At 61.1% G+C, this 20,326-nt stretch carries 23 protein-coding genes; 3 read left to right on the forward strand and 20 right to left on the reverse strand.

Features of this window, described 5'->3' with window-relative positions:
• Positions 1-571: 571 nt before the first annotated feature.
• Genes AC1DZE_RS09305 through AC1DZE_RS09315 form a run of 3 tightly spaced genes read left to right on the forward strand, consistent with a single transcriptional unit; the run spans position 572 to position 3,948 of the window.
• Positions 572-2,884 (forward strand): YcaO-like family protein, encoded by a 2,313-nt coding sequence (locus AC1DZE_RS09305; RefSeq protein ID WP_477673421.1) that lies wholly within the window; start codon positions 572-574, stop codon positions 2,882-2,884.
• Between the two features lies 1 nt (position 2,885).
• Positions 2,886-3,482, forward strand: a complete 597-nt coding sequence (locus tag AC1DZE_RS09310) for a tetratricopeptide repeat protein (protein ID WP_477673422.1) — start codon at positions 2,886-2,888, stop codon at positions 3,480-3,482.
• Positions 3,483-3,516: 34 nt separating this feature from the next.
• Positions 3,517-3,948, forward strand: coding sequence for a hypothetical protein (locus AC1DZE_RS09315; protein WP_477669631.1), 432 nt, complete (start codon positions 3,517-3,519; stop codon positions 3,946-3,948).
• 38 nt (positions 3,949-3,986) lie between these two features.
• Here the strand turns inward: AC1DZE_RS09315 and AC1DZE_RS09320 are convergent, their stop codons facing one another.
• From AC1DZE_RS09320 to flgA, 20 genes are all read right to left on the reverse strand, one after another.
• Entirely contained in the window at positions 3,987-5,246 is a 1,260-nt protein-coding gene (locus AC1DZE_RS09320; protein ID WP_477699971.1) for a tetratricopeptide repeat protein, read from the reverse strand.
• A gap of 36 nt (positions 5,247-5,282) precedes the next feature.
• On the reverse strand, positions 5,283-6,125 hold the full coding sequence (locus AC1DZE_RS09325) for a sigma-70 family RNA polymerase sigma factor (RefSeq protein WP_477669633.1): 843 nt from the start codon (positions 6,123-6,125) through the stop codon (positions 5,283-5,285).
• A gap of 14 nt (positions 6,126-6,139) precedes the next feature.
• Complete coding sequence (fliP, locus tag AC1DZE_RS09330; RefSeq protein WP_477674147.1) at positions 6,140-7,030, reverse strand: flagellar type III secretion system pore protein FliP; 891 nt, start codon at positions 7,028-7,030, stop codon at positions 6,140-6,142.
• Complete coding sequence (locus AC1DZE_RS09335) at positions 7,027-7,578, reverse strand: hypothetical protein (protein ID WP_477669635.1); 552 nt, start codon at positions 7,576-7,578, stop codon at positions 7,027-7,029. Before AC1DZE_RS09335 ends, fliP begins: the two co-directional genes overlap by 4 nt.
• Positions 7,575-8,015 (reverse strand): FliM/FliN family flagellar motor switch protein, encoded by a 441-nt coding sequence (locus AC1DZE_RS09340; protein ID WP_477669636.1) that lies wholly within the window; start codon positions 8,013-8,015, stop codon positions 7,575-7,577. The genes AC1DZE_RS09335 and AC1DZE_RS09340 overlap by 4 nt, the downstream gene beginning before the upstream one ends.
• Positions 8,016-8,053: 38 nt before the next feature.
• Positions 8,054-8,986 (reverse strand): hypothetical protein, encoded by a 933-nt coding sequence (locus AC1DZE_RS09345; RefSeq protein ID WP_477699972.1) that lies wholly within the window; start codon positions 8,984-8,986, stop codon positions 8,054-8,056.
• Positions 8,986-10,176 carry a flagellar hook-basal body complex protein gene (locus AC1DZE_RS09350; RefSeq protein WP_477669638.1) on the reverse strand — a complete coding sequence of 397 codons (1,191 nt, stop codon included), beginning with the start codon at positions 10,174-10,176 and terminating at the stop codon, positions 8,986-8,988. Before AC1DZE_RS09350 ends, AC1DZE_RS09345 begins: the two co-directional genes overlap by 1 nt.
• A gap of 37 nt (positions 10,177-10,213) precedes the next feature.
• A complete protein-coding gene (locus AC1DZE_RS09355) occupies positions 10,214-10,624 on the reverse strand; it encodes a flagellar hook assembly protein FlgD (RefSeq protein ID WP_477669639.1) in 411 nt (136 codons plus the stop codon).
• Positions 10,621-11,421 (reverse strand): hypothetical protein, encoded by an 801-nt coding sequence (locus AC1DZE_RS09360; RefSeq protein ID WP_477669640.1) that lies wholly within the window; start codon positions 11,419-11,421, stop codon positions 10,621-10,623. Before AC1DZE_RS09360 ends, AC1DZE_RS09355 begins: the two co-directional genes overlap by 4 nt.
• A complete protein-coding gene (locus AC1DZE_RS09365; protein ID WP_477669641.1) occupies positions 11,418-11,939 on the reverse strand; it encodes a hypothetical protein in 522 nt (173 codons plus the stop codon). Before AC1DZE_RS09365 ends, AC1DZE_RS09360 begins: the two co-directional genes overlap by 4 nt.
• The gene (locus AC1DZE_RS09370) at positions 11,936-13,399 is read right to left on the reverse strand and encodes a FliI/YscN family ATPase (protein WP_477674136.1); all 1,464 of its coding nucleotides are present in this window, start codon (positions 13,397-13,399) and stop codon (positions 11,936-11,938) included. Before AC1DZE_RS09370 ends, AC1DZE_RS09365 begins: the two co-directional genes overlap by 4 nt.
• Positions 13,396-14,166 carry a FliH/SctL family protein gene (locus AC1DZE_RS09375; protein ID WP_477669643.1) on the reverse strand — a complete coding sequence of 257 codons (771 nt, stop codon included), beginning with the start codon at positions 14,164-14,166 and terminating at the stop codon, positions 13,396-13,398. Before AC1DZE_RS09375 ends, AC1DZE_RS09370 begins: the two co-directional genes overlap by 4 nt.
• Positions 14,163-14,804, reverse strand: coding sequence for a hypothetical protein (locus AC1DZE_RS09380; RefSeq protein WP_477669644.1), 642 nt, complete (start codon positions 14,802-14,804; stop codon positions 14,163-14,165). The genes AC1DZE_RS09375 and AC1DZE_RS09380 overlap by 4 nt, the downstream gene beginning before the upstream one ends.
• Positions 14,801-16,261, reverse strand: coding sequence for a flagellar basal-body MS-ring/collar protein FliF (gene fliF / locus AC1DZE_RS09385; RefSeq protein ID WP_477672677.1), 1,461 nt, complete (start codon positions 16,259-16,261; stop codon positions 14,801-14,803). Before fliF ends, AC1DZE_RS09380 begins: the two co-directional genes overlap by 4 nt.
• A gap of 9 nt (positions 16,262-16,270) precedes the next feature.
• Complete coding sequence (gene fliE / locus AC1DZE_RS09390) at positions 16,271-16,582, reverse strand: flagellar hook-basal body complex protein FliE (RefSeq protein WP_477672678.1); 312 nt, start codon at positions 16,580-16,582, stop codon at positions 16,271-16,273.
• Positions 16,579-17,043, reverse strand: coding sequence for a flagellar basal body rod protein FlgC (gene flgC / locus AC1DZE_RS09395; protein WP_477669647.1), 465 nt, complete (start codon positions 17,041-17,043; stop codon positions 16,579-16,581). The genes fliE and flgC overlap by 4 nt, the downstream gene beginning before the upstream one ends.
• Positions 17,044-17,077: 34 nt before the next feature.
• Positions 17,078-17,461, reverse strand: a complete 384-nt coding sequence (gene flgB, locus AC1DZE_RS09400; RefSeq protein WP_477669648.1) for a flagellar basal body rod protein FlgB — start codon at positions 17,459-17,461, stop codon at positions 17,078-17,080.
• A 28-nt stretch (positions 17,462-17,489) separates the two neighbouring features.
• Complete coding sequence (locus tag AC1DZE_RS09405) at positions 17,490-18,536, reverse strand: flagellar basal body P-ring protein FlgI (protein ID WP_477669649.1); 1,047 nt, start codon at positions 18,534-18,536, stop codon at positions 17,490-17,492.
• A 134-nt stretch (positions 18,537-18,670) separates the two neighbouring features.
• On the reverse strand, positions 18,671-19,300 hold the full coding sequence (locus AC1DZE_RS09410; RefSeq protein WP_477669650.1) for a flagellar basal body L-ring protein FlgH: 630 nt from the start codon (positions 19,298-19,300) through the stop codon (positions 18,671-18,673).
• Positions 19,297-20,325 (reverse strand): flagellar basal body P-ring formation chaperone FlgA, encoded by a 1,029-nt coding sequence (flgA, locus tag AC1DZE_RS09415; RefSeq protein WP_477669651.1) that lies wholly within the window; start codon positions 20,323-20,325, stop codon positions 19,297-19,299. The genes AC1DZE_RS09410 and flgA overlap by 4 nt, the downstream gene beginning before the upstream one ends.
• Between the last annotated feature and the right edge of the window lies 1 nt (position 20,326).

A 20,326-nucleotide genomic window follows, 5' to 3' on the forward strand; every position in this document is an offset into this window, starting at 1 on the left:
ATTGACAAACGCCTGCTCGCCGCTTCGCCCCTGGCCGGCCGCCCCCAGCAGCCCGCCTCGCCCCAGCGTGGCCAATGACGTTGAACCCAAGCCCAGGCTATTGCCGCTGACGATCGCAACCATGTGATCTACCTAATGGTGAACCGCCGGCTCGGGCCCCTGCCCCTCACCCCTCCTCCAACCCTTTGGAGAACTGCTCAACGGTATTTCATCAATACATCCTCCCCTTTAACACTTTGTTTAGGAAAACCCTCAATCACCAGACCAACAGGCCATGCCATTTGCGGCGCAAGGCTTGATTTACCGGGATAGTGCAACGGCTGACGAGGTAGCCATGACAAGTGACAGCGGAGAACAAACGAATGCGATGGTCCGCAGAAAAAACAAACAAATTCCGAACTGCGCGGATATATTAGTGAGCGCTTCGCCGATGGGGCCGGAGCCTCTCCACTCTGTCCCGCACAACTCCGCGCGCCAGGCAGCCTATTACCCTCTTCGGAGACATCCACGTGCCTATTGACATCCGCATGACCCGCCCGCCGGCCGGGAATCTCCGGGACGACGCCTATGGGTGGATCACAGCATTCCCGCAATGACTCGCACAGGTACGCACAACAGCATCCTGAACCCCAGAGTGCCGGCGGCCGTCGAAGCCTGCCTGACCGATTGGGATCGCCTGGCGCCCATGCTGGCGGGCGCCAGTTGCATACGCAGCAAGGGCCGCAAAGCCATGCTGGTGGTTCGCCATGCGGGCGAGATTGTCGAGATAGAGGCGCCGGCGGTCCTGCTGGAGCATGTTTTCGCTTTATGCGACGGCACCCGCACTGCCAACCAGGCCGTCAGCAGCATTGCCGATACACAGGCCCGTGCAAAGTTTTCCGAATTCCTGACTTTTCTGCTCAGCGAAGGCGCATTGATCGATGCCAGCCTGGCGAGTGCTCATGCGGCGCGTTATGCGTTCCAGCTCAGCCCTTTGGGCATCAGAGCATCTCCCGCGCTCACTAACGGCATCGCGGGCCGGTTCTTGTGGAATACCGAGCAAGCGCCCAGTGCCTTGCCCGAGGCCGCCGTCACGGTGGAAAGTGCACCGCTTGACAGATTTCTGTCCTCCCGCGTAACCAGCAATACCTTTGACGATCGCACGGTATCCGCTTCTGCGCTGCACCAGCTGCTGTGGTCGCTTGCCGGGGTTGTGCACATCAAACATCCTCGCACAGGCTATTTGCCTCATCGGGCCCTTGCTTCAGCGGGAGGGATGCACCTGCTGGAAATTTACCTGGCACTGCAGCGCCAGGTCGATGGCTATGCGCCGGGGGTGTACCGCCTTCACTACCCGCAGGAGCGCATGATTTACCTGCAGAAGATCGGCGAAACTGCGGCGCAACTACCGCGCGCCTTCCTCAAGCCGTGGGAATTAACCTATGCCACAGGCGCTATTTTTATAGCGGCCGATCCCGCTATCGGCGCGATGCGCTATCGCAGCCGTTCGCTGCAATACCTTTTTATGGAAGCAGGAGCCGCGCTGCACAACGGAGCCTTGAGCGCCGATGCACTGGGCCTGGGCTACGCGACGATCGGCGGTTACCAAGAGCAGCCCATCGCCCTCATGTGCGGCTTGCACCGCCAGTTGCTGTTGGGCACGGCGATGTTTGGTGCCAAACCCTCACCCGAACAAATCGAGGCAGCTTCCCACGCTGCGAAAATTGATTTTTCCTGGGCGGATGTCGAATCTTCCAGTCCTCACCGTGGTGTACACCTGGCCCGGGCACGGACAGACGCGGTTGGGCCGCACGCCTGGGGTAGCCACACCGATCCAATGCAGGCGGCCCGCCAGGCCATTCAAAACGCCCTCGCGCACGCAGGTCATCAACAAGTGCACAAACTTGTCCAGGGCCGTATCAGCGAGATCGGGGACGCGCAGAACCCTGAGCAATTCGTGCGCTATGCGGACGTACAGTACAAACTCCCCAATTTCCCCTACCTGCCGTTTTCGCAGTCGCAGGTCTACCCTTGGGTTGAAGGGGTAGACCTCTGCACTGGAAAATCAGTTCATGTCCTGGGAGAGCTGGCTTTCTCCCGCGCTGGTCTGGCGGCCTTGGGGCACTGTCCGCAAAAATGCTATACGCAGGCCAACTTTTCCGGTTGCTGCAGCGGCACATCCCAGGAAGACGCGACGGTGCGGGCTTTGCATGCCGCCATCGAACAAGACTCACTGATGAGGCACTGGCTGGCCCAAAAACCAGGCATTGTTCACCCGCCAGCGCAATGGCCCAGGGAGTTGGCTCAGCGCCTCGATGCGTTTGCAAGCGAGGGATGCATCATCACAGTCCAGCGACTCTCCACGGAGTACGCCCAGGTCGCGATGGTCTCTGCTCAGCACGAGGAAAGGCATTTCACGGCTACCGCAAGCGCGGCAGGCTCCTGCTTTACCGACGCCGTCAACAACGCGATCGATAAACTGGAAGCGAGGATTCATGCATGGATGCGAGGGTACCTTCCCCCTATCAAACTTGCAGAACAGGTCGAAACGGCCGAACACCATTTTGGGCTGTATGGACTCAAACGCCATTTCAGGCGCGCCGACAGAATGTTGTTCCCGTCCGGTGAGGTGACCGGCACCCCCTGGCCGACAGCGGAGGCGAATTACTCGCTAGACTTGCTGCTTGGGCGTTTTTCCGGGAAAGGCCTGTGCCCTGTCGCCATTGATATCACCCCCCGGCACTCCCTTGTCGATCAGGGCCGAACACAGCTTACGGTCGCGAAGGCCCTGGTGCCCGGCCTGCTTCCTGTTTCATTCGGTCACCAGCGGGAACCTCTGGGAATGGTTCCACGCAGTCACCCCGGCGCAAAATTCCCTCACCCGTTCAGCGAATTTCGAATCTGAAATGATGCCCACCATGACACAAATACCTTCCGCGCGTTCGCAGGCACAGGCTCTGCTCCAACAGGGCATTGAAGCCGGCAGAAACCAGGTACAAGCACTTGATTTTTTTCATGAGTGCGCGGCAGTCGACCCCACCTGGGGCATCCCGCTGTTTCTGATCGGCTCCCATCACGCGGCTCGCGGAGAGATGGAACAGGCCGAACTGGCGCTTTCCAATGCCGTCCTGCTCTCGCCCGAGTTCACCATGGCCAGGTACCAGCTTGGAACATTGCAATTCAGCGCAGGCAGGGCTGCGGCGGCATTGGTGAGCTGGCAACCTTTACTCGACCTCCCTGAAAGCGACCCGCTGCCGTATTTCGTTCGCGGCTACGCGGCGCTCGCCCAAGACGACTTCGAAAGCGCCGTCAAGCACTACGAAGACGGTTTGGCGAGGAACACCGAAAACGAAGCTCTCTCTGGCGACATACGCAAAATCATCGCCCGAATAGCCGAATTGAAAGAATCGACCTCGGACCTTGTTCTACCGAAAGCGACAGACGGGGCCGAAGAAAACCATGTGCTGCTTTCAAACTACCAGCGCCATAACCACCCGAATTGAGATGGCTAACCCCATCTGAATTTAACCCAGTCCCATGCCCATCATTGATCCTTCTTCCCGCCTCGGGGCGTTTCTTCGCCCCAACGCCACCGACCCCAAAAGGCCGGCGCCGCCTGATGCTCCTTCGCAGGGGAAAGCCTCCGAGCTCCAGCGGGGACAAGCAGGGAACACCAACCCGTTTCTCGACTCGCTGGCACTGCTTGAGCCCAAACTCAAGCAACAGCTGCTGCAACGGATTCGTGCGCTTTCCAGAGAAGACTCACGGCAGCCACGCAAGGTATTCCAGCTGTTCATGGAATCCGTTCTGATGCAGGAATTCGTCGGCGACGCAGCGCAGGACGTGGACTGGAAGCGGCTGGCGGACCCGGTCCTGGACCAGATGGAGTTCGACCCAGAGCTGGCCTCCGCGATCAAGGATGCAGCTCGCTATCTCGTCGACGCAGCGGCCGCCATACCGCAGGTCTGAAAGGCGATATCGGTAGACAGTCCTAGGGGTTCTCGGCCTCACTCCACGGACTGGCCTTGCGGTGAATTTCCCGTGAAATCCGGAACGCTCACACCGGACAGGTTCTTCCGGCTTGCGAGCAGCCGTTGCGCGAGTTTCCGGATAGCAACTTCATCCTTCACCTCTCCATTGAGCAAAGCTTCGGCATAGCGTCCCGACAAATTATTTTTGTCCAGGCCTATGGCACGCTCCGCATGCTGTCTGGCTTCATGTGTTTGCTTTTTGAGCGCCAGCACGACCGCCATGCCGCCATGGCTTTCGGAAAAGTTGCGGTCCATCTCAAGGGCTGTGGAAAAACTGGCCTGCGCCGCCTCAAGGTCGTGATCGAGCAATTCCGCCCAGCCCTGGCCGTGCCACGTCCCGATGTGACCGGGCATGCCCTGCAAAGCGCGCGCAAAATCCTGCCGGGCCAGCTTCAGGTCACCTTTCAGTAAATGTGCAAATGCCCGCCCAGACCATGCACGACCGTCCGAATGATTGAGCTGCAGAGCCTTGTCCGCCCAGTCGATGGCTTCATCCGCTTTTCGCATACCGAGGGCCAAAGTCAATTGCGTGACGAAAATCTCGGCCGGAAGAAGGCTTGGCGGTGTTTGCAGTTGTGCTTGCTGTAACGCCAAATCCACCCAGCGCTGCGCACTCACCGCATCCCCCGCATCTATGGCGATCAGGCTTGCTATTGCGGCGGCGCTAGCGCGCAGATTTTGCAACTTTTCGGCCTCCCGAACCCAATTGCAGGCGCGCTCCAGTTCGGCCGTACGATGAAGCGACCGTAGCCACAGCTGTTGCAACAGTTCTCCTGCCAGCGAGGCTCGCGCAATACCCTCATGCGAAAGTCCCGATGCCGCACTGGTGAAAATTTCCATGTATTCCGCCAACTCGGAAACACACTCGGCGTACCGACCCTGCCTGAACTCGATATAAGCAAGATTGTGCAAAACCACGGCGGTGAACTCCGGGGGAACCCCATCGACTTGCTGCAAAACTTTCAGTGCTGCCGTGGCCTCCGGGTAAAGCTCCTGCGCCAACAGCAAATCGCCCTCCTTCAGACGCCACGACAACGCATCGGCCTGGAGCACTTGCCCATGACGCAGATAGAAGGCTGCGCGATCCCATTGCCTGCATTGCAAAGAAAGATCAAAAGCCTCTGCGAGCAACTGTAGATTGCCTGGATCTGTTTTCAGGTAGCCTTCGAGACGATCAAGGCGGGCAAGTTCAGCGGAGGCCACGTTTGCACCTTCAGTAGACAGATCGTTATTCATTGATAAACATCCATGTAACTCATAAAAAAGTCAGGCTTAAGCCAGCACATCGCAACCTTGTCGCGCCAGGCCTTGCCTCAAACTCCGGAGCGCCTGGTGGTGGATCTGGGAAACACGACTTCGCTTGACTCCCAGCATCTTTCCAATGTCATCGAACGAGGTCTCTTGAAGATAGTGATAGCGAATGACCGTTCGTTCCTGTTCCGTGAGCCCTTTGAGGAGATTGGCAAGAGTCTGCTGCAAGCGTTGCAGTTCGGTTTTTTTAAAATAAGTCACCTCAGCAGAAGCTTCGGCGGCCTCCGAATGAAACGCCTCAGCATCTATCATCCCGGTGCCTTCGAGCATGACTCCCAGGGCCAGGCTCATACCGACTTCGGCGAGAAAAGAAAACAGGAACTTCGGATCGTTCATCCTGGATGAAAGCTCGGCGCCTTCGGTCGCCGCCAGAGCCGGATCCAGTTTCTCCAGCGCCGCCGCTTTGGCGGCATTGAGGCGCTCGCGGCGCAACTCGCCCTGGACTGCAATCTGCTGGTTCTTCTCCGTCAACCGGGCAAGCCCGTTAAGGATGGAACCCTGCATTCTGCGGGCGGCAAAAGTCCTGAACTGCGCTCCCAGCGAAGGCTCATAGCGATCAAAGGACTCCAATAGCCCCACACTGGCAAGCTGAAGATAGTCATCGAACTCCACTTCGTCGTGGGTGCGGCGCGCGTAAAAAGTCGCAGCGACGATGCGAGCATATGGCAAGTGCATGGAAAGAAGTTTCTCGCGGGCGGGGGCCGCACGCTGGTCTATCCACGCTCGCCACAGCAGCAGCTCATCATCCCCCAGTCCTGAAGGTGGCGCAGACTGGGACGGCTGATTGTGTGCTGTCTTCGGCATGGTGGACACGGGGCTCAATGAAAGCTGCCAACCAGTGCCTTGAGCACAAGGCTCCATCCATCGACCAGGATGAACATCAGTATCTTGATGGGCAGGGCAATGGTGGTCGGCGGCATCATCATCATCCCCAGGGCCATGAGGATGCTCGACACGATGAGGTCTATCAGCAAAAACGGCAGGAAAATCACAAAGCCGATCTGGAACGCCGCGCGCAGCTCGGACAGCATGAATGCGGGGATGAGCTGCACATTGCTAATGTCATCCATGGTCTGCGGAACCGGGGCCTTTGACAGTTCCACCATCAATGCCAGGTCGGGCTCACGCGTCTGTCGGACCATGAATTCACGCAAGGGACCCACGCCTTTGTCGTAGGTTTGTTCCATGCCGATCCGCCCCGCCATGAACGGCTCGAAAGCATCCACATTTATTTTCTGCAGGACCGGCGACATCGTGAACATCGTCAAAAACAAGGCTAAGCCGATCAGCGCGGTATTGGGTGGCGTCTCGGGCATGCCGATGGCATGGCGCAGCATGGACAGCACGATGATGATGCGCATAAAACTGGTGAGGCATACCAACAACGCCGGCAGTATCGCAAGAACCGTCAGGCCGAGCACGACACGCAGGGCTTGCGAGGTTTCCGTGGCGGGTGTTTTACTTGCCGCGACAGCAACCGCGGGCACGCGGCGGGCCGCTGTGGGCGTCGGCGCTCCGGACAGCATCGGGCTGGCCTTTAGTTGAATCTCAGGCTCGCCAGCCGAATTTCGAACCACCGCGGTTTCGGCGCTCATCGCACCTTCCGCGACATCCGTCGCTTGGGCATGCACGCCCACCCATGACACCATACCGATGAGGATGCCCGCAACCCAACGCAACAACAGAGCGGCAAACGATGAGCGCCTCATGTTGCACCCTCTGGCTGCGTCGGAACGGGATGGTTTTGTCCGGCGGTGCTCGCAGACGACTCAACCACCGCGTGCTCTGACAGCAAGGTCATGGCCTGGTCGGTACAGCCGATCAGCAAACGACGCCCTCGCCATTCGATGTCGTGAACACTGTGCTTGGGTGATAGCCGGGTCGCCCCATGGAGCAGAACATCCCTGGACGAAGCACCACCCCACCAGCTTGAACGCTTTGCGGCGTCAACGCCGGCAGTCGGCCGGCGATTTCGCCATATCCAGATGGCAAAACCCGCAAAGCCAAGCGCCAAAATCGCCGTGATGGCAGTCAGCGGCGGCCCCTCACCGCCGGACGACGAGGCCGAGTCCTGCTTGAAAGGAATCGTTTTGGGCAAAGCGATGGCGCTTGTGGCAGCGGAGGCGGAGGACGCTCCCGCCGATGCAGCCGTGCCTTGGCTGAACGCGGTGGCATGGCTGACCAACAGGCAAACCGCCGCCACTTTCAGGGCGCGGAAAAAATAAGGCAAACGCTTGAGCAAACCGGCAAGCCTCATGGCTTGACTTCAGCCAGCAAGCCACTTTGAAGATCTAGCGGCAAAGGCAACTCCGTGATGCGAACCGCGAAATGTTCGTCCAGCGCCACCAATTGGCCGCGGGCAACCACCTGGCCTTCGAGCAACAAATCGACAGGCTGGCCCACAGTCCGGTCCAGCACCAGCACCTGATTTTTCGCGGCGGACATCAGCTCGCCCACCGTAAGCGTTGCCGATCCCAAGTAGACCTGCAACGTGGCCTTCACCTGGTGAATGGGATGAGCAGCATGACCCTCGGGCCGCCAGTTCTTTTTCTCGGGAGCTGCCGCGTCGCTCGGCTGATGCCTGTCGTTGGCCGGCGCATGGGGAAATGTGATCGGTCGTACCGTAAGAGCCGACACGTCAGGCTTTTCGGCATCGGCGCTTGAATAAGCAGGGTTTTGGGGTGGCGGGTTCATGATTTTTTCAGCAGCTGTATTCACGTTATGTCTCAGGGTCATTTGGGGGTAGCGGTGAGTTCCAGGGATTTAAAGCCGCTTGTTTGTGTCATCCAGGCATGCGCCACTTTTTCGCGATTCTCTGAGAAGACCTGTGAAGGGTGGTCCAGCGGGTGCTCAAGCGCGATGACGTCACCGACCCGCAGGCCTTGGAGCGCGCCCAGCGAAATGGTGCATGGAAGCAAATAGGCATCGAGCGCCAGCGTGCGTTGGCGCAAGGCCTCATCGACGCGAACGCGGTCGGCTTGCCTGAACGGTTTCTGCGTAGCGCGCGGCTTTTCCTCGCCGGCCTTGGCGAGGATGGCGTCCACGCTGGCCGCTTCCAGCGCCACCGTCCATTGCAGGTCCGCGGCGGAGAACTCGACCAGCAAAGTGCCGGAAAATTCATGCGGGCGCGGCCAGTCGACCGTTCGCCCCTCCATCTTCAGCGGCGTGCCAGCGACAGCACCGGGCGGTGTACAGGCAATAGCCCATCGCTGCTGGAAATCCTGCCACATGGACCGCGCCATCTCCGCCGCCATAGATGCCAGCGCCGGAGCGGGTTCGGGCAACTGGCGCTCGTCCGCCGTGCCCCATAGCCAGGTGGCAAAACGCTCCACCGGGAATTCAGGTGCCGCCACATCAACATCGCCCGCACGGCAGCGCATTCTCAGCAAACCGGCGCCGGGATCGGAAGGCTCGCAAACCAGCCATTTTGGATTCCAGGCGGCGTACACCGGATCGACGGCACCGCGGACCACAACCTGAAAACTCTCTGCGTCCAGACTCTTGCCACGCCAATCCCATGCACTACGCCACGACATAAGCATCGCTGAAATAGTGGCGCTCACACGTGCGCGCCGGTCAGTGGAAAATACCCTGAGCTCGCGGAGTTTTGGAGCGGCGTCGGCTTCCGACACCAGGACTTTCCCTGCAACAGAAGCATCGGCCATTATTTGCCTTTCAGCGCAAACAGTTCCTGCAGCATCTCATTGGCCGTCGAGATTACCTGCGAGCTCGCCTGAAAGCCTCGCTGCATCACCACCAGGTCGCTAAACTCCTGCGAGAGGTCCACGTTGGCAATCTCCACGGAAGAGGAGCGAATCGAACCAAAGCCGCCCTCCTCCGCGCTGCCTGTCACCCAGTGCTCCGGATCCAGCGCACTGAACTGGTTGTCGCCCACCGTACCCACCGCATCCAGCGAGTCGAAGCGGCCAAGGGCCAGGCGCGCGCCCTTGACACTCTGGCTGTTCGAATAACCTAGCACCAGGGTCCCCGTGGAATCAAAACTGGCCTGGGTCAAGGCACCCGGCGTGACGCCATCCTGCGAAGACATGGCGAGCGTGGACAGGTTGCCCGCCGCAAAGGAGGTCACGTCGGTGCTGAAGTCCAGCAGCAGCGGAATCGCCGCGCTTCCAACTGGCGTATAGCTCACGCTGAGTTTCGAGGTCGCTGCGGTCGGCTTGCCGTCAAAAAAAATAATCTGGCGGGTCGCAACCACCGTGGTGCCGTCGAGCAATTCAACCTTCCAGCTTCCAGCTGTTGTCGCGTCCGTGTTGGTGAATTTGACGCTGAGGGTATGGGCGCCGCCCAGCGCATCGATGACCCGTACGCCGCCGACAGTCTGGTCGGTGAGGGTACTGGAAATATTGCCGTTGAACTTGACATTCGCGGTAGCCTTTCCCGCATTGGTGCTCAGCCCGGCGAGGCTGATTTCGGTGAGGCCTCCGTCGGAGCCACGGCCCATGACTTTCGCGTTGTCCCCCTGGTTCACGAGCACGCCGTCACCATTGAATTTGAACTGGCCCGCGCGCGTATAGGTGATCTTCCCCTCCGCGTCCCTGAGGATGAACAGCCCCTGGCCGTCGACAGCCATATCCAGCGGATTGTCGGTTTGGCGAATTTCGCCTTGTTTGAACGAGAGCACGGTCGAGCCCGCATTCAGCCCGTAACCCAAGCCACCGTAGCTGCCCGAACCACTGCCACTGGCCAGATTGCTGTTGGAATAAAAGAGGTCGGAGAACTGCAGGCTGGAGCCCTTGAACCCCGGGGTATTCAGGTTGGCCGTATTGTTGGCGATGACACGCAAACCTTTGGAATACCCCAGCAGACCGGTCATCCCTACGTAGATCGAATCAAGCATTTTTTTCTCCCCTTGTACCGTGCATGTTTGTTGCGCCTTAGCGTACCGCGACGATCTGGCTGATGCTGATGCCGTCGATCACCGCCCCAGAGGCGGTTTTCACGCTAAGGGCCGGCGAGCTTCCCTGCAGGGACAGCGCCATGACGGTGCCCGTCAGCGTACCCGAGGCTGTAGTGGCATCGACGGTGCGTCCAATCAGCCCCACCGACTGCAAGGCTGCCTGGTTGTTGATCAGGGTCTCGATTTTCGTGTTGAGCTGCTGGGTCTGCTCGACGCCGGTGAACTGCGCGATCTGAGCCATGAACTCCTGGTTGTCCATTGGCTTGAGCGGGTCCTGGTACGAGAGCTGGGTCAACAACACCTTCAGGAAGTCCTGGAGCCCCAGGCTGCTGGCCTGCAAGTTGGACGAAGAACCGCTTGGGGGGGCGCTGATCGCGGAGATAGTCATGGAAACTCCTTGGACTGTGTGAAATAAGGAAACTCTGGAATGAACGAGGAAGAAACTTCAAAAACGGTCTTGCCATTGCAGACCAGCTTGACAAGCCTGCTGCGCTGCCCCTGAAGGCAGGCTCTGATGTGGGGCAGAAGCTGCGCGAGCTGCTCCTCCCCGGAGTCGGCTCGGGCATCAACGCCTAGCCATACGGCGACATCGTGCCCGTGCCATTCGGCATGCAGGCGTATCGCCTGCGAATCGAGATCGGCCTCTTCGCTTGGTGAGCCCAGTCCTGCCGGTACATTGAGCGCATCCGCCATGTCCCCGGGATCAGTCGGAGGCGCCAAGCCCACCACCTTCAGGCGCGAGACGCCTGCCAGCGCAAGCGCCAGACTGGCCGCCCGTATATCCGTGACAAGCATACGGCTGGCTTCGGGCTTGGGCGCTTGCACGACCATCAGGGCCGCTGCCTGTATCCCGGGCCCACGATTCGGCACAGGACCGGCGCCCATCAGAGGCGGTGTCACCCTGCGTCCGTCCGCCTTCACCGCATTGTTGGACGATGCGGGGCGCTGTGCACCTGAATTCAAAGTAGCCTGGCTGGTAGTGCCTTCGGGCCGACCGTCGCTGCGCGGTGCAGCTTGTCGCGGTTTGAACCAGGTGTCCAGTTGCGCCCGCTCCATCTCGCGATTCCAGGCACCGGCCGATTGCGGCTGATCGCCGGCAGCCGCTTGCTGCAATCCCGCCCCAGCCTTGGCCACCAGTCGCAACGCTCCAGGATCTTCCCGGAGCGGGAACAACGGAGAACTCATGCGCCGCCTCCGGGTTCAGTCGGGGAGGTCGCGGGCGCCCTGTTGAAGGCCTCGCGCGTCATCCAGTCCCGGTCGGCTTCTGTCGCGTGAAGGCGCGACTGCTCACGCACGTAAGTATCGATGACGGCCGATTCGTGGGACCGAAACCCTTCAAGCCGGGTTTCGGCCGCCCGGCACAGCAGCAAGAAGCCATCGCGTGCCTTGTCCAGCACGGCCACTTGTGCCTGAATCTTCTCCATCGAAGCCTGCAGCTGCGCCAGGTAGAGCAGTCCGGCCTGGTGCATCGAAGCGTCCAGGCGCACCTGGAGCTGCTGCCCCAGCTTCTCGGATGTCTGCCTGTGCAGACTTTTCGTGGCGCTCAGCGCGGCCCGTGCCGAGGCCAGTTCGTGCTGCGCTTTGGCAAGTTTTCCGTTCAGCTCGTCAAGCTCCCATTGGGCTCGCCTGGCCAAAGGCTCCAACGGATATTTGAACCCGCGCAAATCGCCTTTTCCCGAATTTTTGTAACCCGGCAGATTCATCTCGAGCCTCCCGCTTTGATGCCCGGCATGGCTGCCGGAACAGCTACGGCTTCAGCCATGCAGGCCCGCAACTGCTCCAGCGCACGTGGCCGGTCAAAACCACCGTCCCGTTGCGTCATCCACTCTCGAAGTGCCGTGTCACGCCGCAGAGCCTTGTCCAGTTGCGGATTGGTTCCGGCTTCATAAGCGCCAATCTCCACCATCTGGCGATTGCGCTCCATCAGTGAAATATGCCGGGTCACGCGGTTGACAAGCTCACGCTCGGCGGCATCCGTGAGGTCCGTGCGCAAACGGCTGGTGCTTTGCAGAACGTCGATAGCGGGATATTGGCCGGTATGGGCCAGCGAGCGCGACAGCACGATGTGGCCGTCCAGTATGGCGCGCAGGTTGTCCGAGATGGGTTCGTTGAAATCGTCACCTTCGACAAGAACCGTCAGCAAGGCCGTGATCGCACCGCCGCTGTCCGATGTTCCGAAGCGTTCGCACAGTTGCGGCAACTCGGCAAACACCGAGGGCGTATAGCCCCGCGCTGTGGGTGGTTCACCCGCCGAGAGGCCGACTTCACGGCGAGCCATCGCCAGCCTGGTGACCGAGTCCATGGTGAGAAGGACCTGCCGTCCCTGGTCCCTGAAGTATTCGGCGATCGCGACGGCCGCATGGGCGGCGCGAATCCGGGCCAGTGCGGGTTGGTCTGCGGTAGCGACTACAACAACGGACCGCTGCAGACCCTCGGGCCCCAGCTGCTTGTCGATAAAGTCCCGGACTTCCCGCCCGCGTTCGCCGATCAGCGCGATGACGTTGATGTCGGCCTTGACATGACGCGCAATCATGCCGAGCAAAGTGCTCTTTCCGACGCCGCTTCCCGCGAAGATTCCGACGCGCTGGCCCTGGCCCAAAGTAAGCAGGCCGTCGATCGCCCGAATGCCGGTTTCGATGATGCGGGCAACCGGCGGTCGCTTCATGGGATTGACGGGCGCGCCGTGCAAGGGGACGTCGCGAACCGTGGCAGGCCGCGCACCGCCATCCAGAGGCTCACCAAAGCCGTCTATCACGCGGCCAATCTGGGCAGGACCCACCCCAAAGGTCGATGCCCGGCCCAGTGCAACCACCTCGGCGCCAGCGCTGACGCCCTGAAGCGAGCCATAAGGAAGCAGCGTGACATGGCCGGCATGCAAACCCACTACCTCGGCCAATACCCCCGCATTCGCCGAAAACAAATCGCCTGCCGGGTCCGATCCCGACGGGTCATGGGGCGCCAGGCGCGGACGGATCCGGCACAACTCGCCCACCACGGCGTCCGGCCCTTGCGCCTGGATGGCCAAACCCTGGACCTGGCGCACCCAGCCTACACGCCTCATCAGTTCCTGCTCCCGTACAGCTTTTCGATAGGCGCTCAGCCCCGGACTGGCGGCCTGGCCTGCCAGGTCGGAAACGGCCGGGGAGCCCGGGTTGGAGTTCATGCCGGGCGCTCCGCTCGGCGTGTCGCCCGGGTCTGAAGCAGCATTGTTTTGAGCGCCTCAACCTGCACATCAAGGCGGGCGTCGAGCGCGCCCTCGGGGGAACGCAACATGCAGCCGCCCAAGGCGACCTCAGTGCTGGCAACCCACCGCGTTGTGTGATTTCTCTGTGATGCGATGCGGGCTCCCAAATCTGTATCCGCTTCAAGCCACTGCAGGTCTTCGGGGTGGACGTGAATTTCGAGCGCCGCTTTTCCTCGCCAATGGGCGAGCGCGTTCACCACGCCCGCCTTCAGCATGTCCCGGGTGGGGACCGTTTCGCCCAGCACCCGGCAAAACGCCTCAAAAGCGAGCGCCACCATGTCATCCTCGGCGTCATCCAGAAAGCGGTTTTTCTGCCCAACTATCGCATCAGCCATTTGCCTGATCTTTGCCAGCGCATCGACCAGCTTCTGCTGGCCAGCCTCATGGTCTTCAAGAAGCGCATGGCGCTCCTGTTCAGCGCGCTCCAGCGCCTGTTTCATGCCCGCCTCATAACCGTCTTTTTGACCCTGAACCCTGCCTGCCTCGTACCCGAGGGTGCGCGCTTCCTGCCGGACCTGTCCGAGGCCCGCATCAGGCTCCTGCAACGCGCGGCCGGTCATCAGGGTCGCTGATTTATCGGCCATCGGACGCTGCAAGGGCAGCACTGCAGGCGCGCGCGACGCCACGCGCAGCTCGAGCGGCGCGCCCTCCACGGCGCCTCTGATAACAAAACCTTCCGGGCTCACTTGTAGGCCCTCATGGGTGCAATGATGCTGGACCAGAACCGGCGCCGTTCCTGCCACCAGCGTGCAAAACCGCCCCGGTGCGCGCTGGTCGCGTTCTGCGGGGACGCTGAGGCCTCGACGGTTCGGTAGCGTCGCAGCAAGCGCCGCAATAGCCCGAGCCGCAGCTGAGCGGCCTGGTCTGGGGTCGCCCCAGCTCTGCTGTCCAGGCTGTCGACCTGCAGGCGCAAAGAGAGCCGCCTGTGCGTCTCAAGTGCCGCCAGCAGGGAATCGGCCCAAGACCAGGATTTCAAAGAGAGCAGGAAGGCCAGCAACGCAACAGGTTCAGGTTTCAGGAGGGGCAGCAACAGATCCACACGTGCCGCGTCAAGCGCATACATCAGGGCTTCGACGGACAGTTCATCGATATGAGCGTGGCCCGCAGGAGCAGACTCCTGTGGTGCCGCATCGCCCAGGCGCAGCTCGTCAAGAAGCCTCGGGTCGGAAGGGATGCCCAGGTCGCGCAACTCCTCCAGCAAGGATTGCAACTCGGCCGCCTCGATAGCAGGGAGTTGTTGCAACAGCCATGCGGCGTCGTGCGGCGCCATGGCATGCAAGGTCAATGCAGCCTGCCGCGCATTGGAAGAGGATTCCGGTCTCATGGCTTCAGTCCTGCGGGCGGGGCTTCCTGCTGCATCCAGGCCCGGACCTGCCGCAACGCCGATTCGCGCTGCTCTTCGGTCATCGCGGGATCGGCGGTTTTGCGCTTTTGCAGCAGAAACCACACCAAGCCGCACAGCATCACCAGCAGCAATCCCGCTATCGCCACGACGGGCGTCGGCGTTTCGCCCGACGCCGCAGCGCCTGGCCCTGTGGCTCGAGGCGAATCGCCAGCAACGTCAGGAATTGCCGGCAGGGGAAGGGCGCCATTCTTCAGGCTCTGCACAACTACGGTGTCGCCCCGTTCGAGTGAAGCCCCCACAGCTGCGGCAATGACTTTCCGGGCTTGCTCTTCGTCGGCGGCGTCCAGCGCTTTGCGCACAACGGCCACCACTTGTATGCGGCGTATCGACCCCGGCTGGCTGACCACCTGCTCGACCCTTCGCCCAACCTGATATTCCACTTCCCGTTGTACGCTGCCATTCACGCCAGTACCAGTACGCGCGTCGAGCGGCGCCACCCCGGTATCGCGCACAGACTCGCGTTCGCGCACCACCACGCCGGCAGGCGGCTTGTTTTCTTGCCCCGGCGCCGAAATCACTTCTTCGGTGGTGATGCGTATCTGATCCATGTTTAACAGGACGTCCACACTGGCGAGCGCTTGGCCCGCGCCAAAGCTCTGGTCCAGCACCAAGGCCGCCTTGCGGGCAAGGTAATCTTCGGTTTCTTTTTTAAGGTCGAGCCGGCTTGAGCTGTTTGCGAGCGCCGCGCCGTTTTCGGCATTGGTGGCCACTCGACTCAGCGCGATGCCCTGGTGGTTGACGACGGCGACATCGGCAGAGGTCATTCCCGGTGTCGCTGAAGCGACGAGGTGCTGAATTCCGAAAACCTGCTCGGGACGCAGGTTCTGGCCCTGTTTGAGCGTCAGGGTAATGGCGGCCTTCGGTTTACTGCTCGCCTGCTTGAACAGGCCCTGCTCCGGAAGCGCCAGATGGACGCGCACGTCGCTGACCTCCGCCAGGGACAGGATGGTTCGTGTCAACTCGCCTTGAAGCGCTCGCTGATAGTTGATCTTCTGGGCGAATTCGGTCATGCCGAAATCGGTATTGTTGAACAGCTCAAACCCGACCACTCCCTGTAAGGGGATTTCCTTGCCCATCAGCTTGATGCGCGTTGCGTGCACCTGCGTTTTGTCGACAAGAATGGTCGAACCGCTTTCGGCGAGGCGATAGGGCATCTTTTGCTTGTCGAGCTCCGTTGTCATCGCCAGCGCATCCTGGGGCTTCAGGTCAGTGAACAGCACCTGGTATTCCACTCTGAACGCCCACCATGCAAAAAAGACCACAGCGCCCAGGAACAACACCAGCGCTCCAACCAGGAGCGCACGCGCCGGCTGGGTGAGCCCTTTCCAGAAATCGATCATTGCTTCAGCTTTCTTCTTTAAAACAGGTTCGAACAAGCCCCGTGGCTATATCTGCATCTTCATGACGTCCTGGTACGCCTCAAGCAGGCGATTGCGAACCTGCATCATCAGCTGAAAAGCAATCCGGCTTTCTTCCATGCGGATCATGACCTGGTGCAGGTTCTGGACGTCCCCCACGGCCAGCGCCTGGAGATCGCCCTGCGTGGCGAGCAGCTGTTCGTTGACCTGCTGCAGGCCCTGGGTGACCATGGCGCCGAAGGACCCCGCGCCCTGCAGTCTTTCACTCATCGGCTGGAACTGGGAAATGTCGACGCTTGTTGCCGCGGCAATGGGTGCGATCATTTCGGTGCTCATCATGCGCCTCCAATTTCGAGTGCCTTCAAAGCCATGGTGCGTGCCGAATTCATCGCTGCCACGTTGGCCTCATAGGAGCGCATGGCGCTCATCAGCGTCACCATCTCGGTCGCGCTATCCACACCGGTGTAAGCCACAAAACCCTTGTCGTTGGCCAGCGGGTGACCCGGTTCATAGACCATTCGTGGCGGCAAATCAGTCGGCTCAACCGACACCACGGCAGGTGCCGATGTACCGGTCAGGCCTGCACCGTTAACCCCGCGGCTGAAAAGATCAGCGAATGCCGGTGAGCCGGATGCCACCATCGCGGCAGCTCGAGCCACCACGCGGAGCGGCCGGTACTGGGGACCGCCCGTCTCTTGAATGGTGTTGGCATTGGCCAAATTGAGTGAGGCCACGTCGGCGCGCGTGCGCTCCAGGCTCATGCCGGCGGCGCTGATGGCAAAGGAATCGGAGTAATCCATAGGTGCAGGTCCAATACGTGAGTGATCGGTCGAACTATTTCTTGCCTTCCGTCGCTGCCGACGAAAGCATGGCGAGGTGGCGCGAAAGCCCTTTCACCAGCGCCTGGTACTGGACCGCGTTACGGGCCATGTTCCCCACCTCGACATCCAGCTCTACGCGCGCCGGCTGGCCGTCGATGCGCAGCATCGGTTGTTGCCGGAACTTCATGTCTCCCAACGCCGCCTCGTCGAGCCGGCCGCGTTCGCGCAGGGCTCTGCGGGCCTGTTCAAGCTGGCCCTCGAAGTCAAGGGCCTGCGGCACAAAGCCTTCCGTATTCGCGTTGGCGATGTTGTTGGCAATGACTTGCTGCCTTGCCGAAGCCGCGTCAAGCGCCAATGACAGCGCGGCCGTCGTAATGGATTCGATACTGTTGGACATGGGTGTACCTCTGGTGTAGACGTCGGAACTACTGGACGACGAGTTCGGCATGCAGGGCGCCGGCAGCCTTGACGGCCCGCAGAATCGAGATGATGTCGCGGGTGTTGGTCTTTAGTTTGGCGAGCGACTGGACCAGGTCTGTCACAGTGGTTCCGCCAGCCACAAAACCCGGGCCGTTGCGCTCATCCACGTCGATCCGGGTATTGCTAACCAAGGCGGTGCGCACGCCCGGCCCGGCCTCGCCGATAAAGAAGGGTTGCGAAACGCCGTTCTGCTCGGTGATGGCAATCTTCAAATCACCATGGGTGATGGCTACCTTGGCGATGCGCACATCCCCGCCCGCAACGACTGTGCCCGTGCGTTCGTTGATCACCACTTTGGCCCGCCTGTCGGGCTCGACCGTGACGGACTCCAGGCGCGACAGGAAAGCTACCAGGCTGCCGCGCTGGCTTTCCGGCACATCGATGTCGATGCCTGAGGCGTCGCGCGCCTGGGCCAGGTTGGCACCCAGCTGGGTGTTGATGGCCAACGCAATCCGGTTCGCCGTGGTGTAGTCCGGCTCGGCAAGCAGGAAGGTTACGTTGGGAATGGCGGTGCCGGTGGATCCGGGCTCCATGGGGGCTTTGGCCGTGCCGACCTCAACGGTCGCGCCATTGGGCACCGCTCCCACTGTCGGGTGGTTCTTCTGCAACACGTTGCCGTTGGAATCATAACGGTAGCCTCCAACCGACAGCGGCCCCTGCGCCAGTGCATAGACACGGCCGTTCGCCGCTTTCAACGGCACTTGCAACAAGCTGCCGCCCACCAGGCTGCGTGCGTCGCCTGTCGAAGACACCGTGATGTCCAATGTGTCGCCGGGCCGGGCGAAACTCGGCAGCGAAGCGCTGACCATGACGACAGCCACATTCCGGCTTTGGATCTGTTCAGGCGGCACGCTGAGATTGAACTGGGACATCGCATTGGACAATGCCTGCCGGGTGGCCCGGTTCGTCGGTGAGTCGCCCGTTCCGGCGAGGCCGGTCACGATGCCGGTACCCGTCAATGCGTTGTCTCGCCACCCCTGGAGTTTGCCCAAGTCCTTGATTCGGATCAGGCCAGTCTGACCATGCGAAGCCGGTGCCACCAGACAGAGCGCACAGCAAATGAGTACCGGAATGATACGAAGCCGGGAGACAAACCTCGACTGCAGAAATGAAGTGAGCGCCATTTTCAAAACCCTGTCCAATCGAGCAATTTCCGCCACCAGGGCCGCTGGTTGCGTTCAGCGATATCGCCCTCGCCGACATAGGTGATTTTCGCGTCGGCCAATCTCGTGGAAAGAACGATGTTGCCGTCGGACACGTCCACGGGCCTCACGCGCCCCTCGAGCGTGACGCGTTGCGGTTCCTGGTTGACCGTCAGCATCTGCTCGCCCGTCACTGCCATGTCGCCGTTAGGCAAAATCTCGCGAACCGTCACCGACAGCGTGACCAATAGCCGGTTGGCGCGCTGGGTGCGCCCCCCGCCGTCAAAGTCGCTGGCCACGTTGACGCCCGTCTGGGCTTTGCTTTCACCACGGTGGCTCAGGTCCGCCGACAGGCTGTTTTTTCTTCGGGTGTCCGTGTCCGCGCTGCTGCTGGCACTGGAGTTTTCAAACACCTGAACGGTGAGGACATCTCCCACGCGAAAGGCCTTGTTGTCGGCCGTCAAGGGGCGATAAGTCTTTTCATCGTAGAGGCTGACTCCCTGCGCATGCGACAGGCAGGCCCAGCAGCACAGCACCAGCCCCAACGCGGCCAGGCGCGCGGCTGCAAAGTTGTTCCGCAATTCATTGCCAGGTTTGGAAGCTGAAAAAATCATGGGTACATCTCCACACGGCCCGGGCCTGCGACCCGGGCTAACAAACTGGCCGTAGCATTGACGGGCTTGACTTGAACCATCTGGCCGGCGCGGCCGTCCTGCAGCACTTCCGCACGGCTCTGCACATTCAGGCCGGCCTGGCGCGTTTCGAGCACGGCCCAGCTCCCGCGCGCCACATCGGGAACGGCTTCCGTGTGGGCCGCCGTCAAGGTTTCGCCGGCCCGAATCGGGCGGCGCAAACGCTGGCCGTCAGAAAACTGGCGCGCCGGATTTTTCTGCGAAGCTGCGGCTGCGGCAATGTTTTGTTCACGCAGCTCCACATCGCCCGCCAGGAGGGACGCACCTGCGGGAATGTCTCTGGTGGCAACCACCACCGGCCCGTAGACCACAACCTCAAAAACGACCGCCACCGATCTTTGCACTCTGCCAGCACTGCCCACATCGATCCAGACCGTCATTCTGGAAGCCAGTGCCGCCGCACCCTGAGCACGGGGATTGATCTCCACCAGTTCATCGGCGACTACCAGGTCGCGCGGCACGGTCACCGGCTGCAGTTCGATGCGAGTGCCGGCCGGTAGTTGGCCGCGCAGTTGCTGCCGGAGTGTCTTGTCCGCGAGGGCGACGATATCCTCGCCGGGTATGTCGCGGCTGCGCAGGCTGATGTCAGTGAACGCAGCGCCCTGCCAGGTGATTTGATCTCCTTGAAGGCCCGCGTGACCCCGTATCCACCGGGCAAGGACATCCCGTTCCAGGACAAAGGACTGGCCGGCACGCGGCGCGCGGCCCAGCGGCAAAGCCATCAGGCGCCGCAAGGTCGCCGGGTCCGGGCTGGCAAGGCTGGCAACGTCGCCCAAGCGCACGTCGCTGTGGCTGACCTGCACATGCTCCGGCAGGCTGATACGCGCCATGCTCGCAGCGGTTTGTGCCTGAAGAGGCTGCGCGGGAGCCGCCCAGAGCGCAAGCAGGCAGAGACCCGCCGCCTCGACACCGGAAGGCAGGAACCCAAAAAAGCGAACACCACGCATC

It is taken from the genome of Polaromonas sp. P1_F1 (assembly GCF_056405795.1).